Origin of the sequence: uncultured Pontibacter sp., from assembly GCF_947492645.1 — a bacterium.
In the GTDB taxonomy this organism is placed as follows: Bacteria; Bacteroidota; Bacteroidia; order Cytophagales; family Hymenobacteraceae; genus Pontibacter.
Window position 1 is genome coordinate 78,835 of sequence record NZ_CANLMZ010000010.1, and the last position, 15,917, is coordinate 94,751.

General features: G+C 46.5%; 15 protein-coding genes. 8 read left to right on the forward strand and 7 right to left on the reverse strand.

Translation table 11 applies throughout. The features are described 5' to 3' along the window. The first annotated feature begins 2 nt into the window (after positions 1 to 2). Both sseA and corA read left to right on the forward strand, forming a co-directional pair. Positions 3 to 851, forward strand: a complete 849-nt coding sequence (gene sseA / locus Q1A23_RS15875) for a 3-mercaptopyruvate sulfurtransferase (RefSeq protein WP_299825034.1) — start codon at positions 3 to 5, stop codon at positions 849 to 851. 85 nt (positions 852 to 936) lie between these two features. Further along, a complete protein-coding gene (gene corA, locus Q1A23_RS15880; RefSeq protein ID WP_299825036.1) occupies positions 937 to 2,067 on the forward strand; it encodes a magnesium/cobalt transporter CorA in 1,131 nt (376 codons plus the stop codon). A 102-nt stretch (positions 2,068 to 2,169) separates the two neighbouring features. Here corA and Q1A23_RS15885 read toward each other — a convergent pair whose 3' ends face one another. Further along, positions 2,170 to 2,805, reverse strand: a complete 636-nt coding sequence (locus Q1A23_RS15885) for a class I SAM-dependent methyltransferase (RefSeq protein WP_299825038.1) — start codon at positions 2,803 to 2,805, stop codon at positions 2,170 to 2,172. A gap of 127 nt (positions 2,806 to 2,932) precedes the next feature. Next, positions 2,933 to 5,662 (reverse strand): hypothetical protein, encoded by a 2,730-nt coding sequence (locus Q1A23_RS15890; protein ID WP_299825040.1) that lies wholly within the window; start codon positions 5,660 to 5,662, stop codon positions 2,933 to 2,935. Positions 5,663 to 5,824: 162 nt separating this feature from the next. Between Q1A23_RS15890 and Q1A23_RS15895 the strand changes: the two genes are divergently transcribed. After that, positions 5,825 to 6,709 (forward strand): universal stress protein, encoded by an 885-nt coding sequence (locus Q1A23_RS15895; protein ID WP_299825042.1) that lies wholly within the window; start codon positions 5,825 to 5,827, stop codon positions 6,707 to 6,709. 5 nt (positions 6,710 to 6,714) lie between these two features. On the opposite strand, the gene Q1A23_RS15900 is transcribed toward Q1A23_RS15895, so the two are convergent. Further along, the gene (locus Q1A23_RS15900) at positions 6,715 to 7,605 is read right to left on the reverse strand and encodes a hypothetical protein (protein WP_299825044.1); all 891 of its coding nucleotides are present in this window, start codon (positions 7,603 to 7,605) and stop codon (positions 6,715 to 6,717) included. Between the two features lie 135 nt (positions 7,606 to 7,740). Here Q1A23_RS15900 and Q1A23_RS15905 point away from each other — a divergent pair, with 135 nt between their 5' ends. The 3 genes from Q1A23_RS15905 (at position 7,741) to Q1A23_RS15915 (ending at position 9,338) form a co-directional block, all read left to right on the forward strand. Then, a complete protein-coding gene (locus Q1A23_RS15905) occupies positions 7,741 to 8,388 on the forward strand; it encodes a hypothetical protein (protein ID WP_299825046.1) in 648 nt (215 codons plus the stop codon). A 163-nt stretch (positions 8,389 to 8,551) separates the two neighbouring features. Then, a complete protein-coding gene (dtd, locus tag Q1A23_RS15910) occupies positions 8,552 to 9,010 on the forward strand; it encodes a D-aminoacyl-tRNA deacylase (RefSeq protein ID WP_299825048.1) in 459 nt (152 codons plus the stop codon). 1 nt (position 9,011) lies between these two features. Continuing rightward, entirely contained in the window at positions 9,012 to 9,338 is a 327-nt protein-coding gene (locus Q1A23_RS15915; protein WP_299825049.1) for a nucleotide pyrophosphohydrolase, read from the forward strand. Positions 9,339 to 9,452: 114 nt separating this feature from the next. Here the strand turns inward: Q1A23_RS15915 and Q1A23_RS15920 are convergent, their stop codons facing one another. Continuing rightward, the gene (locus Q1A23_RS15920; protein ID WP_299825051.1) at positions 9,453 to 10,178 is read right to left on the reverse strand and encodes a 2-phosphosulfolactate phosphatase; all 726 of its coding nucleotides are present in this window, start codon (positions 10,176 to 10,178) and stop codon (positions 9,453 to 9,455) included. A 106-nt stretch (positions 10,179 to 10,284) separates the two neighbouring features. Beyond that, positions 10,285 to 11,373 carry a glycine cleavage system aminomethyltransferase GcvT gene (gene gcvT / locus Q1A23_RS15925; protein WP_299825053.1) on the reverse strand — a complete coding sequence of 363 codons (1,089 nt, stop codon included), beginning with the start codon at positions 11,371 to 11,373 and terminating at the stop codon, positions 10,285 to 10,287. A 411-nt stretch (positions 11,374 to 11,784) separates the two neighbouring features. On the opposite strand from gcvT, the gene Q1A23_RS15930 reads away from it, so the two are divergent. Together Q1A23_RS15930 and Q1A23_RS15935 are read left to right on the forward strand one after the other, a co-directional pair. Next, the gene (locus Q1A23_RS15930; RefSeq protein WP_299825055.1) at positions 11,785 to 13,254 is read left to right on the forward strand and encodes a CHASE3 domain-containing protein; all 1,470 of its coding nucleotides are present in this window, start codon (positions 11,785 to 11,787) and stop codon (positions 13,252 to 13,254) included. Between the two features lie 52 nt (positions 13,255 to 13,306). Then, on the forward strand, positions 13,307 to 13,741 hold the full coding sequence (locus Q1A23_RS15935) for a response regulator (RefSeq protein ID WP_299825056.1): 435 nt from the start codon (positions 13,307 to 13,309) through the stop codon (positions 13,739 to 13,741). A gap of 32 nt (positions 13,742 to 13,773) precedes the next feature. Here the strand turns inward: Q1A23_RS15935 and Q1A23_RS15940 are convergent, their stop codons facing one another. Together Q1A23_RS15940 and Q1A23_RS15945 are read right to left on the reverse strand one after the other, a co-directional pair. Next, positions 13,774 to 14,361, reverse strand: a complete 588-nt coding sequence (locus Q1A23_RS15940; protein ID WP_299825058.1) for a ribonuclease HII — start codon at positions 14,359 to 14,361, stop codon at positions 13,774 to 13,776. A 93-nt stretch (positions 14,362 to 14,454) separates the two neighbouring features. Further along, positions 14,455 to 15,867: a RagB/SusD family nutrient uptake outer membrane protein gene (locus Q1A23_RS15945; protein WP_299825060.1), complete on the reverse strand. Its 1,413-nt coding sequence runs from the start codon at positions 15,865 to 15,867 to the stop codon at positions 14,455 to 14,457. Positions 15,868 to 15,917: the final 50 nt, after the last annotated feature.

A 15,917-nucleotide genomic window follows, 5' to 3' on the forward strand; every position in this document is an offset into this window, starting at 1 on the left:
ATATGGCACAGCTTCAAATGCCTTCGTCTCCATTAGTTTCTGTAGAATGGCTAAGCCAAAACCTGCACCACCCCCAAGTTGTGGTACTGGATGCCAGCCTGAAGCAACCTCAAAATAATACCGCAACTTTTGTGCAGCAGCCTGTGCAGATTCCCAGTGCACGCTTCTTTGATATAGAACATGTGTTTAGCCATAAGCAAAGCCACCTGCCGCACATGCTGCCCAGCCCCGAAGACTTTACCCGCGAGGCTCGGAACCTGGGCATCTATAGAAACAGCTTAATAGTGGTTTATGACAACCGGGGCATTTACGCTAGCCCAAGAGCCTGGTGGATGTTTAAGGCAATGGGGCACGAGCAAGTACACGTACTTAATGGTGGCCTACCACAATGGCTGGCGGCTGGTTTTGCCGCTGAGCCTGCTACACAGAAAGAAGTGGCTAAAGGAGATTTTGAAGCAAAGTATAATCCCGCGCTGGTTAGCTCCAGGGCAGAGGTGGCAGTAGCTTTAACAAACAGCAATTGCAGCGTAATTGATGCCCGGCCCGCAGTCAGGTTTTACGGACAAGCCCCTGAGCCAAGACAGGGCTTGCGCTTAGGCCACATGCCCAAGGCTGTAAACATTCCCTTTAATACCCTCATAGAAAGGGGCTTGATGCGCACACAACCTGAACTGGAGGAAATCTTTAAACGCTATTTGTCCGGAAACAGAAAACTCATCTTCAGCTGCGGCTCTGGGGTAACGGCTTGTATAACAGCTCTCGGGGCTATCTTAGCTGGCCTTTCAAATATCGCTGTTTACGATGGCTCCTGGAGCGAATGGGGTGCATCTGCTGAACTGCCTGTAGTATAACAGCTTAATCTGCCATTCTCTTTGCTTTGGCATTCTACCCAAAGTATAAATTTACCATTCCCGCGATAACTTATTATCTTGCTGCATGGCCAAACGCAAACTTAAACGCAGACAGGAAAAAATACTGGGACGCAAAGCAGGTGTAAAACCAGGTACCGTGGTGGTATCCACAGAAGCCTACAAGCCGCGCTTTTTCCTGATGTCATTTAGCGACACATACTTCGAGGAAACCGAGCTGCAAAGCTACCATGAACTGATGCAGCATGTAAAAGCTCACCCCGAGGCGCGGCATTGGATCGATATCAGGGGCTACGGCGACCAGGCGATGCTGGAGCAGCTTATCTCAGATTTTGGCCTGCACCCACTTCAGATGGAGGACGTTATCAATGATTATCAGCGCCCCAAGGTAGAGGAGTTTGACGATAACCGTTTGTTCATTATTACACGCATGCTGCGCTGGTCGCCGGAGTTTCGATCTCTGGACGATGTGCAGCTATCTATTTTTACTGGCACCAACTATGTGCTAACCCTGCAAAGCGATTACGGCGACTGCCTGGACTCGCTGCGTGAACGCATCAGGGTGGGCAAAGGCATAATTCGTACGCGCCCCACCATGTACATGGCCTATGCTATACTTGATGTAGTGCTTGATTATTATTTTCCGGTAATGGCCGAGATTGGCCAATACATAGAAGACCTGGAGCAGAAAGTGCTTCGCCAGCCGTCTAAATCAAATCTATCGGAGATACTTGACCTTAAAAGTGAACTGGTAAAGCTCCGCCGCATAGCCTGGCCCGAACGCGACCTGATGAACGAGTTGCTGCGCATGGATGACACCACTATACCGGATAGTCTTAAAGTATACTTCAGAGATGCCTACGACCACGCTGTACAACTGATAGACCTGATTGAGAACCACCGGGAAATGTCGTCGAGTTTAGTGGAGCTTTATATGTCTACGGTTAGCAACCGTATGAACGAGATCATGAAAGTGCTGACTATTATCTCCAGTATTTTTATCCCGCTTAGTTTTATTGTAGGCCTCTACGGCATGAACTTCTCCCGCGAAAATCCGGAAACGGGTAGGGTTTTCCGGTATAGTATGCCTGAACTATATGAGCCATACTCGTACCCTATCTTGCTCGCGCTGATGGCTACGCTTATACTTTTGCAGTTATACTTCTTTTACCGGAAAGGCTGGTTCAGGAGTTTTTAAAACAAGTATGTTTAGTGGGGCTTAAAGGGTTTTGAAGCGACAAGCTGGCGTTAATGGTAGAGGCCGGGGCTACCGTTAAGTAATTGCTGGTTTCTGGTGTCTTTACTGTTCTTGTTTTCTGCAGGTTATTAGCCAGAATTTTTGCGTGGAGCTGTTTCCATTATTCCTGGTAGGTTCATCTACTTCTTTTGATTCAACCAATCCATACTTGCCAAACTCTTCTTCTACAGCATCTGCGTCATAGAAGAAGAGTTGAACGCCGTGCTTTGTTCTAAATCTGTTTTTGCTTAATTCTTCTCCAACGCCATACCTAGCATCATTTTTAGAGATCGCCACAAAAACCATGTACCCATTCAATTTCAGTTGACTATAGCAATCTTTAACCAGCTTAACCCGCTCATTTTTATCTAACAGATGGATTAAGGCGTAGCAAAAAATGCCATCGTATACTTCCTGGTCAAATGGCATAGCACTAACAGCACCATGATACACTTGCACATCGCTTCCATAGTGCTTATGGGCTAAGTCGATGGCCGTTTCTGAAATCTCTATCCCAGTTACCTTGAACCCAGCATCGGTAAAGATTTTTGCATTTCTGCCGTAACCAAACCCAGGTATAAGAATTTTGTTAAGCTTTTTTTCCCGAAAGAGGTTTAAGGTAGCTATTGCGGAACCTGCAGGTTCAAATCCCCACATGGTTTTTTTATCTCTAAAGCTTGACTCCCAGAATTCTGCCATACTATTTCCCTAAATTCAGATTAAGAAGATATTTCTCTTTACTGGTACTTAGTTATCAATCAAAAGTACGCTTTGCTGCACTTTAAGCCTAACGAGTATTTTTATACTTTAAAGTATAAGTAGGTTACTAATTCACCAACCTAAAGCGAATCTTCTGCAGCTCTCTTCTGAACACTTTGTACAAAGTATAGTCATTAGATGCCTCGTTATGGTAGATGATGACGGGCCTGCTGTTTTCGAGGGTGCTGTTGCCTATAAGCTTACCCTTGCTGGTATATAGGTAGGTTTTCTGAGGTCCGGTTTCGGTGATGGCATATACTTTGTTGTCGCCGCCAAAGTTAAAGTACTGCACAATTTTAGGTGCCGAGGTAACGTAGCGTTTCTCGAACTGCAGGCTCAGGTCCTGGTCAAAAACAGCTATTTTGCCTTGCTCCTGCCGCACAATAACAAACGATTTGCCGTTATTTTCTTCTGGCACCAGCTCAAAAAAGGCACTCTTGCTTGGCCGTATAAGCTGTTCACGTTTCAGCAGTTTGCCCTGTAGGTTGATGGTCATGACGCTGCCATACTTTGTAACAACCGTAACCTCTGTTTTGCGCAGGTCGGCTCCGGCCTTTACCATTGCCCCTGAGGTAAGCGGTGATTTCAGGTTCATCGGGAAACCCGGATAAGCTTCGCCTCGGGTATTGAGGGCGTACACGTAGCCGTTCTCCAGAAGCACCAGAATTACATCGCGTCCACCTACGCGCAGGTGCTGTGGCTCTACGGCCAGCTTGTAATCCATGCGGCGCGGCTGCCAGCCTTCCACGGCATTGCCCCGGATGTCGTACATGTACAGGTTTCCAAGGTAATCATCAACTAAAAGGCGGTAGTTCTGATCCTTTTCGTAATCAAAAACGGCAAGGTGCTGTATGTTGAGCGAGTCCCCGATGTTAAAAGGAAAATTGTCCAGGTTTTGCCCCTGGTTGTTGATGGCGTGGATGCGAGTGTCGGTTGCAAACAGGTAACGTAGTTTATTTTCAGGGCCCAGCTCTACCTGTTTTATACTTCCTTTGATGGCAGTACCCACGGTATCTACCCACCCCTGTTTGCCGGTGGCCGCTATATTTATAAGCGTATGGGCAGAGTCTTGCACTACTACTTCACGGCTACGGTCTACGGCGTTTTGTATGGCAAACGGCACAGAGGTAATGCGCGAGCTGAAAGGAATGGTTAACTCTGTTGTAAAGGTGTCTTCGCCGGTACTGGCACCGCGGTCCTGCTTCCGGAAAATAAAGCTGGTATAGTACTGCTTTCCTACGTTGGAGAACTGGAAGCTTACCTGGTTAAAGCGTTTAATCAATGTGGCGTTCTGCAGCAGGTCCTCGCGGCTGTTATCTGTCATGTAGCGGCTAAGTACATACCAGGCATTTACCGTGTTTAAGTACAGGCTAAAGTTACCTTCCTGCAGCGTTTCCTCTAAAAAGGCTTTCTGTGCCACAGATTTCCCCCACACGTTCTCCGCAGAAATATCATCCATCAGGTCGCGGAGTGCGGCAATCTCATCCGAAAAAATCAGGTAACCATCTACCTCTGCCACATAGCTTTGCTCAAACCCCGAAAACAGGCTCCCGAAAAGCTTTTCAGGCAGTTCCGGCACCTCTATCATATTTATCGTGAAGCTGCCATACTTTTCGGTGTAAGTTTTTTTATTGCGCGAGGCAAGCACCTGCTGGTTTAGTTTTTTAAGTAGCCTGCCAGCAAGTATGGTATCTCCTACATGGGCAAAAGCTATTTTTTCGGGCCTGGCACTCATCGAGCTAGACTCCATATAGGCCAACGCCACCTCTTTGCTGAATGCCCTCGACAGGCTATCCAACGTGGCACCGTAAGCAGAACCGACAGCTTCTTTTTGTGCAGACTGCCTTTTAAGCTTTGCCACCTCTTCCAGGCCAAAGTGCATAAGGATGGCAGTACGGTTGGGCAGGTAGTTTTTTATACCCAGCGGCTGCGGCTTAACCGGGCTAATGTTGCTGTGGAATGAGTTATTTGCGTTTTCTGGCTCTGAAAAACCATTCAGAAAAATTTTATCCTTCTCCAGTTTAAGTTCCAGCATGGCAGAGTGGTTCAGGCTGGAGAGGTAACGCACCTGTGGCATCAGGTCCGGTTGCAGAAACAAACCCAATATATTGGGCAGGTTTTTGTAATTGATGAAGACATTGGCGTATACTTCAGGCTGATCGAGGTAGTTCGTGTTTTTAAAGTTAGCTGCCACCGAGGTTGGTTTACCTTTGTTTATGCGGCGCACAATTTCCTCAACCAGCACCGGCGACGGGCTAAGTATAATGTTGTTGTGGTAAGTAAAATATGTAAAGCTGGTGCCTAGGCGGTTATTTGTAACATCGGTTAGCAATACGCCCTGGTATTGCCTGCTCTCCTGCTCAAATATATCGCTTTTGCTGATGTTCTCGGTAATGGTACGCAAAAAGCGGTGCTCGCCCACCGAGGTAACCGGTACATAATACACAAACTCCACATTGGTTTTACCAACCACATGGATTGAGGTAAGTATACTTTTCTTATCAAAGAAACGCTCGCGCCGCTGGTTACCCGGCGACACACTATCCAGGTAGGCCATGTTCTCCTCAAACTCCTGGTAAGCAGAAAGCGTGGCAAAGCTTTCCAGAAGCTTTGTTTCCTGCAGATGCGCCATCAGGGAGCTGTGGTTGTTTGTTTCTACTACAAAAGCAGCGCTTTCCGGCACCATCGCCCACAGGTCTACCTTCTCCCGGGAGTCCTTCCAGCGGTTAAATCCATAGTAGGCCAGCGATGCCAGCACAACAAACCCAATGAAGTAGAATACGATGCGTTTAGGCATGTGTAGCAATTAGGGATTACAAACTTAGCCTTTTTTTTGAAAACTGACAGCAGCATGCATGCTAATGCTCGTTACGTGCACTTCATTTCCATACTTTGCCCCTGCACAGTACAACCCTGAAACAGCCACACGTATAAATAGCCAAACCCACACCAATGCCTGATGTTCAAGATTCTTATACCTGTTGATTTTACTGAGGACTCCGAGAAAGCAAGCCGCTATGCACTTACCCTGGCTACTGCCGCCCCACAGGCCCAGCTGTTGCTGCTGCATTGCTACCAGGATTACCTGGCCGATGCAGACACCGACACGCCCATGGACATGACGGACTCGGAAGAAGTAACAGAACGTGTTATATACCGAAATGTAACGGAAGCTGAAGAGCAACTGGAGGACCTGTACCAGCAACTGCGCGCAGAGGCTACAACACGCAACGAGCACACCCGCCTGGAGCGTGCCTTTATACATGGCCTGCCTGAAGACGTGATTGTGGAGGAAGTACAGCGGTTTAAGCCAGACCTTGTTATTATGGGTACTAAAGGAGAATCCAACATCTCCAGGTCTTTTTTTGGCACCGTAACCACCAAAGTAGTACAAGACCTTAATGTGCCGGTGCTTACTGTACCCAGTACCTACCAAGGCAACCGTCCCGTAACGGTAGCCTACGCCTCCAACTTCGATACAACCGACAGTAAAGCTATACTACAGCTGCAGCAGCTACTACAGCCTTTTAATCCATTGCTGCAATGTGTGCACATTTCTAAAAGCCGCAATGCAGAGCAGGACAAAAAGCAACTGGATACCTTAAAAAGAACGTTTGCGCAAAACAGCCCAGGCACAAGTATAAAGTATACTTTATTAGAGGGAGATAATGTGACTAAAGCCTTGCAGGATTTCGTGCAGGAGCAGCGCATAAACCTGCTTGCCCTTACCACGCACAAACGCAGTAGCTTTGGCAACATCTTAAACCCCAGCCTGGCCCAAAAACTTATACTTGAGTCGGAGGTGCCATTGCTGATATTCCATTCACCCGAAGATGCAGCTTAAAACCTTTAAGCCATCTCCTGCAGGTGCTCCATTACAGCCTGGTAGTAACGCTCAAAGGCGCCCTCGCTGGTAGCCATAAATAAGAATGGTTCTATCAGTTCCAGCTCCATCAGGTAAAGTTCCCCGTTTATCTCCACGCCATCAACACGGGCATACAGGCAGCCTTGTGCAAAGCCGTCTACTATATTGTGGGCCGTTTCGAGCAGGGCGGCAGGTGGCTCTGGTGTATGAATAGTGCCCCCAAAGAAATGCTGTACCCTGAAATCGCCGGGTTTAACTGTTTTGAGCACCGTGTGGCTGTACGCTCCGTTAAAGAAAAGAAACGACCATTCGCCTTTTGTCTTGATCTCCTCCACAAAGGGCTGCACCAGGAAAGCTTCTTCCTGCAGTAGTTCATTTATACTTTGGGTTTTAGCCTCGGCATCGGTTGGGTTAAGAGCAAATGTGTTTTTGGCGCCGCCGCTCACGCTTGGCTTTACAATTATCTTTTCAGCGCCTAAGGCAGTAAACGCTTCTGCCGGCGTAAACTTGCTGCCTTTCTCCAGCCAGATAGTCGGCACTATTTTCATGCCTTTGTCCTGCACATCTTTCAGGTAGCGTTTGTCGGCATTCCAGCGAACAGTAGCAACCGGGTTAAGCACGCGGCAATTTAATTGCTCCAGCTTTGCCAGCCAGGTATAAAAAGCGTCAATCTTATCAAAGTAATCCCACGGCGATTTAAGTATGATCAAATCAAATTTGCTCCAGTCCACTTGGGGGTCGTCCCAGATCTGATACGACACAGCAAGGCCTTTTTGCGTTAAATAATCAAACAATGCGTCGTTTTCCTCGTCTGAGATTCCGCTAAAATTACCTGTATTAAAATAAGTTATGAGCGCTATTTGCTGTGTATCCATATTTATGCAATCTTTGCCGCAAAATTATACTTTTACAGGCGCAGATACTACTGGCTAAATCACTTTTAGTCAAAACTTTTAAGCAGGCAGCACTCGTATGTATGGTATAGTTCCTAACGCCTACTTACGTTTACCATGCCCTACCTATTCTACAACAGCTGTCGCTGGAAGTACAGTTTAACTGTACGGCTGATGATCTTGTTGTTTATGGTGAACACGATTGCTTCGGCCTGCACCTCAGACCCCGCCAAGGAAGAGCAGAAGCAAATGCCGCGTGAACATGAGAAATCCCTTGCAGCCGATACCACCTCTACCAGGAGAAACGCCATTCCGGCAACTACAAGCTTGCTAGGCAACCCATTTGTGGCCAACCGCAGCAAAGGCAATTTTCTTAGCTCCTACTACGACCGTATTAATTCTGATTTTACAATAGATGCCGACCCTATCGAAAACCGCCACCGGTCCAGCGTGACTGATACGGTGTTTACGATTCGCTTCGGTACCTCCATGCTTGAGTTTTATGCCCCAAGCCAAACCGGCGACCTGCTGCTGCAAGTAGCGGACATACGAAACAGCGACATTACGCTCCGCAATAATATGCGCGTTGGCATGTCGCAGGCCGAGCTGATGAGCAGGCTTAAAGCATTTGGCAAGGATATAAGAGTTACCCAAAGTTCTGCTGAGGTAGTTGCTTCCAGCCACGAAGGCGCTCCTACCACACTACACTTCTATCTTAAAAACGGAAAAGTTAATCGCATTCTTTACGAAGGCTACGTAGATTAATTTGTAATTGCGTATCTCTTGTGCTGCCGCCCTCACTTGCCGGTAATATCAGAAAAAGAACCAGCGCAGAGCTAAATGCTTTTACCATAAATCATCGTTCAGGCAATGTAGCCATACAGCAATCTATTCTTATCTTTACCCGCAAACCAAGTGTAGTATAAGTATGCGTGTAGTGATACAGCGGGTAACGCAGGCATCCGTAACAATAGAGCAAAAGATAAAAGGCCAGATCGAACAAGGCTTACTTCTTTTAGTTGGCATTTGCCCCGACGATACCGAAGAAGACCTGAAATGGCTTGCCACTAAAATAGCCCAACTCCGGATATTTAGTGACGAAGATGATAAGATGAACCTGAGCGTGCAGGATGTAAAGGGCGACATATTAGTTATCAGCCAGTTTACCTTGTATGCCAATACAAAAAAAGGAAACCGTCCGTCTTATATCAATGCCGCCCCACCCGCCATCGCCATACCTTTATATGAGCGCTTTGTAAGTATACTTGAAGGGGTAATAGGCAAACCGGTGCAGACGGGAGAGTTTGGCGCTGATATGAAGGTATCGCTGCTAAACGATGGCCCCGTTACCATTATCATGGACACCAAAAACAAAGACATTTTTTAACATGACCATAGCAGAGGCACAGGCCATAGTAGACAACTGGATAAAGGAGAATGGAGTGCGTTATTTTAACGAGCTCACCAACATGGCCATACTTACCGAAGAGGTTGGCGAAGTGGCCCGCATTATTTCCAGGCAGTATGGTGAGCAGTCGTTCAAGAAAAGCGACGAAGGCAAGCAGCTTTCTGATGAATTGGCCGATGTGCTGTTCGTGCTTATCTGCCTGGCTAACCAAACCGGCATTAACCTGACAGAGGCGCTACAGAAGAACCTTGAGAAAAAAACTCAGCGCGACAGCCAGCGCCACAAGGAGAACGAGAAGCTAAAATAAGGTATCCAAGTATAAGCTTATACTGCAGGTTTAGCGGCATAGATAGTATAAAATAAAAAGGGGGAAGTATAAGTAGGGCTTATACTTTCCCCTTTTTATCAGGCTATAAATTATTTAATTCTTAAGCTCCTTTACCCCAATATCAACCAGCCTACCCTGCTGCCAAACAGGTAATACACTAAATTTATCGTGCTGCAGGCAGAACTCAATGTCTTTATGTATTTCGAGGTGCTCTAAGCGGCGCACATGCGAAGACTGGCGCAGAAAGGAGAGCAAATCGCTTTTGGCGGTTTGGTACAGGTATAACGAGGCAAGGGTGGCGTCGTTTTCAAAAGCAAAGGCAGCTTTCAGGCGCTCTACCAATGCACCCGCGTACAGCGTGTCCTCCAGGTTAAACTTCCCTTTCCAGCCAGCGCAAACTACAAGCACATCCAGCCCCAGCTCCTGCAGGTGATCAGCCACAGCCTGTAAGTTCAAAAATGAGCCGATAATTATCTCATCTGCCTCCCGGGACAAATGGATGGCGCGTGTTCCGTTGGTGGTGGTAATGGCAATGGTTCTTCCCTGCACGTTGCCATTCATGTAGGCAAACGGAGAGTTTCCCAAGTCGAATCCCTCTGCTTTTACACCATCGCGCTCTGCGGCTATAAGGCAACCCTTCGCAGCAAAAGCCTGGCAGTCTTCCAGGTTCATCACCGGTATAATATCGGCAGCACCATTCGCAAAGGCTGTTACCATAGTAGAGGTAGCCCGCAGAATATCCACAGCCACCACAGCCTTACCCTTCAAATCATACAGGTGCAACAGCTCCGGGCTAAAGCACACATCTATACTTGGCATATATTTTAGATAGTTAGACTATACAACAAAGGACTCAAAGACAAAAAACATAGGCGCATAGACCAAGGTCTTTTGTCAATGTGTCCTTTGTCTAATAGTCACAAATTTACTTCTTCAGGATTGGCAGTTTAACCACCTGTGCTTTCATGTCTTTGTTACGCACACGTACAAAAACCTCTGTGCCGGGCTTGCTAAACTCGGTGGTTACATAACCAAGGCCAATACCTTTGCCCATACTCGGCGACATGGTACCAGAAGTTACTTCACCGATCTGCTCTCCTTCAGCGTTTACAATCTCGTAGTGCGCTCTCGGAATGGCTTTCTCCAGCATCTCGAAACCAACCAGTTTGCGCTGTACACCGGCTTCTTTTTGAGCTTTAAGGTTAGCAGCGTTTATAAAGTCTTTATCAAACTTCGTGATCCAGCCCAAGCCTGCCTCAAGTGGAGACGTAGTGTCGTTGATATCGTTGCCATACAAGCAGAAGCCCATCTCCAGGCGCAGCGTATCGCGGGCGCCTAAACCGATCGGCTTGATACCTTGCTCTTTACCTGCCTCCATGATAGCATCAAATACTTTTCTGGCGTCTTCGTTTTTAACGTAAATCTCGAATCCACCTGAACCGGTATAACCCGTAGCCGACACGATCACATCCTGCACACCGGCAAACTCGCCTTTATCGAAAGTATAGTATACCATGTTGGCCAGGTCTATTTGAGTAAGCGGCTGCAATGCGGCAACAGCTTTCGGGCCTTGCACAGCAAACAAAGACATCTCGTCAGAGATGTTTTCCAGCTCTGCGCCTTCCGTGTTATACTTACTTACCCATGCCCAGTCTTTATCAATGTTAGAGGCATTTACAACCAGCATATACTCTTCTTCGCTTAAGCGGTACACCAGCAGGTCGTCTACAATGCCGCCTTGCCCGTTAGGGAAACAAGAGTACTGCACCTTACCATCGGCCAGCTTTGAGGCATCGTTAGTGGTAATGCGCTGAATCAGATCCAGGGCTTTTGGGCCGCGCAGCATAAACTCGCCCATATGCGACACATCAAAAATACCTACTGCGTTGCGTACGGTGTTATGCTCATCAAGGTCAGAGGAATAACGAACCGGCATATTATAACCTGCAAAAGGCACCATTTTAGCACCAAGGGCCTCGTGCACATCGTTTAAAGCAATTTTTTTCAGTTCCATATTGTTTTGGCTGTTCTGATTTATAAAGCATCAAAATTAATCAAATTTAAACCGCATCCGAAATTAATTGGCAGCTGCATGCTGTAAATTATAAGTATGCAACCTATACTCCTGCTTGGCCCAAAATCATTTGTAATCTACAAAAAGAGTGCAAAAAAGGAATAAACCTCTTAGTGCCTTCGTGCGTATTTGCTACGGTATAATTAGCCAAAGGAACCATGTTATCTAACCAACTACCTGAGTTTATCACCCCAAGCATACCTCCTGTTTAAGTTTTAACGCTTATATTGTTAACAGTTTCCCAGCTTTTGCTTCTGCTTTACTAGTTGCGTAAAAGCCGGAACGGAGCCCTTTAGTCGCTATTCTAAAATTTTGGCGGCCAATATCAGCCAGCTTAGGTGTGCAAAATCCATGAAATTATCTGTAAAACTTTTTGTCGGGTTCGTTCTGATCTCGGTGCTATTTACGGCGGTTGCCATTGTAAATTTTCAGCTTTCGGAGGATGTGATCAAAAACTCGCAATGGGTTACGCGTTCGCAGATTGTGGTGCGAAACTCCGCAGCCCTGCAGCGAAACATCATTGACATGGAAACAGGTTTGCGCGGTTACCTGCTAAACGGAAACGAAACTTTCCTGCGGCCATACTATGTAGCTGAAGAGCAACTAAGTAACTTGTTTGAAGAGACAAAGCGATTCACAGCAGACTCTCCGGAGCAAACCGAAAAGATCAACCGGATCATTGTTCTCCAAAAAGACTTTCAGACAAACTACGCCGAGCCGTTGATAGCCATGGTACGTGCCGATACCGCTGGGTCTAACATAGATTTCAGCTTGAAAATTGACAGCCTAGTGCTAGGTGAAAAGGCCCTGACCGACTCTATTCGTACCTCGTTTAAAGAGTTTAACGCTTACGAATACAAGGTGCGGGAGGAGCGAGCCAAACGTTTGAGCCAAAGTATAGACACCACCCGCCATGTATCAACTATACTTACCATACTCTCTGTTATACTTGCTTTGGGCTGGGCCTACTACATTATCCGCATTATCTCGGAGCGAATTATGCAAATGGTTAATTTAGCCGAGCAGATTTCTAAAGGCGATTATAAGACCAAGATTGTGGATACCTCCCGGGACGAACTAAGCCAGCTTTCGCATTCGCTTAACCTTATGTCTGCCACCATTGATGAGTCATTTTCTGAACTAGACCGCAAGAATAAGGAGCTTGACCAATTTGCCTACGTGGTGTCTCATGACTTAAAGGCACCGTTGCGTGGCATTGAGGTAGCCTCCAGGTGGGTAGAGGAAGACATGGGCACCCAATTGCCGGCAAATGTGCAGGAGTATCTTATGATGATGCGCGTACGCGTGCACCGCATGGAGAACCTGATTAACGGTATACTTGCCCTTACCCGCATTGGCCGCACCGAGCAGGTGGAAGAATCGGTGGATGTAAATGAATTGCTGGTGGAGGTAGTTGATATGCTGGCACCTCCAAGGAATTTTGTAATTAATGTTCAAGAAGACCTGCCGGTACTTCGCACCATTCGTATACAGCTGCACCAGGTTTTTAGTAACCTGATAGGCAACGCCATTAAATACCACAACAGGGAAAATGGCATAATAGATGTCCGCCACCACGAAACGGATACACATCACGTGTTCTCCGTTTCCGACGATGGCCCTGGTATAGACCCGGATTACCACGAAAGGATTTTCGTTATTTTCCAGACGTTACAGGAACGGGATGCCGTTGAAAGTACTGGCGTGGGCCTTGCCATCGTTAAGAAGATCGTTGAATGGCAGGGATGCACCATCTGGCTAGACTCTAAGCCTGGCCATGGCTCTACGTTTACATTTACGTGGCCAAAAAATAATGCTTGAGAAATATAATTTTAGTAATTTTGTTTTTAACGCACCTGAAGTACAAATATAAATGAGTGACAAAGAAGTAAATATCCTGTTAGTTGAAGATGACTACCTGGATATTATGAATGTAGAGCGCGAGTTAAAAAAGATCAGCCTGAATCACCCTATCCATGTAGCGCGCAACGGCCGTGAGGCTCTTAATATGCTACGCGGTGAGGGCACTACTAAAATATCCCCGGCTCCAAGTGTTATTTTGCTGGATATAAACATGCCCAAGATGAATGGCCTCGAATTTCTGACGGAACTTAGACGCGAGCCGGAATTCAACCACATCCCGGTATTTATCATGACAACATCCAACGAGGAAACAGATAGAATGGCCGCCCAGCGCCTGAACGTGTCCGGGTATATTGTGAAGCCCCTTACATTTGATAGCTTCGAAAACAGCCACTCGTCACTTGATAGTTTCAGCCTTTTCCTGGACCTGATAAAACTTAAGTAACCGGCAGTAGCAAGTATAAAATTCTTGTCTATTTAAACCTGTTTTGGAAGTAATGCAAAGGAGAGCCTGTGGTGCGGGCTTGTTCCATGTGTGGCGATAGCTTCCCGGTGTCTCTTTGTAGGGTAGCCTGCATTTTGGCCCCAGCCATACTTTTCGCAGTCTCCCGCCAGGCTGCACATGTAGTCATCTCTATGCGTTTTGGCCAGTACCGATGCCGCCGCTATAGACAAGTATTTGCCATCTCCTTTTACAATGCAGGCGTAAGGTATAGCCAATTCAGTCTTAAACCTGTTTCCGTCAATCAATAAGTACTCTGGTTGTAAATTTAAACCGGCTATGGCCCGGTGCATAGCCAGGTAAGTGGCATTTAAGATATTGATGCGATCAATTTCTACCGGGCTGGCCTCGCCTATTGCCCATGCTACAGCATCCCGAAGTATAACCTCACGCAACTGCTCCCGCTGTTTTTTGCTTAGTTGTTTAGAGTCGTTTAAAAGTGGATGGCTGTAATCTGTGGGAAGTATAACGGCAGCTGCCACTACCGGCCCTGCCAGGCAACCACGCCCAGCCTCATCAATGCCTGCCTCTAAGGTATAGCCGCTGTAGTTTGGTAAAAGCATAAGTATAACGTATAGGCGCAAGTAAAAAAAGAAAACCCCGCCAGTCAAGCGACTAACGGGGTTTTAAACATGTATGTAGAAAAAGTTCTTGTATTATAACAGAGGGTTAGTCTGATACTCAGTTGTTGGGATAGGGAATATGTATCTGCTATCGTTTGCAGGTATTTGTGCACCAGCTCCGATAGATGGGATAGATTGGCCCCTTCTCATGATATCATTCGTTCTAAAACCTTCTGACAGCAATTCAATTCTTCTTTCTGTTAAGATCGAGTTTATCAAATCTGGTTTGCTTGTGCCTGTATAAGACCAAGTAGCGTCAGAGCGTTTATGCACAGCCTCCAGAAGTGCGATGGCACGTGTCTCGCTACCTACTTCAGCTTCTGCTTCAGCCAGGTTTAACAATACCTCAGAGTATCTGATAATCGGCACCCAGTCAATAAACGGAGACAAACCGCTAAATTTGGTTACATACCGCTGTCCTGAAATAGTTGCAGTCAGATCTGTTTTACGAACATCAGTATCTCTGAACTGTGGATTGGTGTAGATACCAGTAATACCTGTCGGATTCACATTCAGATAGTACTCTCTGTTACCATTTGGTGTACCGTTGTAATAATAGCCCAGCTGGTTTTGCGTGCCAGGTGCACTATTCGTAGTCATCGGCGCAGAGAAAATCGACTCCGTAGTAGTGTAGTTTGTGAATACAGTTTTGATACTTGGCTGTAATGCATGCACTACACGGTTAGGCGAAGTGAAAGGCGCCGCTGCAGAAACTATCTTGTTACCTTCTTCAATCACCTTTCCATAGTTACCCATAGCTAAGTAAACACGTGTTTTAAGTGCAATAGCAGTATTCTTATGCGCACGTGTTGTGTTAAGGTTAGCTGAACTATAGTTGTCTGGCAGTTCTGCTTCAGCTTCGTTCAGGTCTTTTAAAATCTGAGCATAAATTTGAGCCACAGTACTTCTTGCCAATCCATTATTTTCAGGACCTGTTTCACCTTGCAGACGTAGCGGCAAGCCCGGAGAGGCACCGTTATCTAGTACATAAGGTTTAGCATAGATCTGAACCAAAGAAAAATAGGTAAGGGCTCTTACAAACTTTGCTTCGCCTTTATACTGCTGTAGTTTAGCAGGGTTGATTTTTGAAGCGTTAGCATCTAATCCCTCTAAAAACAGGTTTGATCTGTTAATGGCAAGGTATCCAGTAATCCAGAAGTTTCCCAGGTATGTGTCGTCGCCGCCGATTGTGTGCGCATAAGCCCAGGCTCCTGTTACACCGTTGTTGTTACGGTTGATGAATTCTTCAGCACGTATATCGTTGTATACCTGGTATCGCCCTCCAAGAAAAGCACCTGACTTGATGGTTGCATAAAGTCCGTTAGCCTGCGCCTCAACACGCTCCGGCGTATCAAAAGCACTCTCAACTGAAACTGAAGTACGTGGCGTTGCTTCCAAGAAATCATCTGCACAAGACGTTACCATCGGAGCTAAAGGAATACTCAATAAGGCTAACCTCAGCAAGTATTTTCTATTCGTTTTATTATTAAGAATAT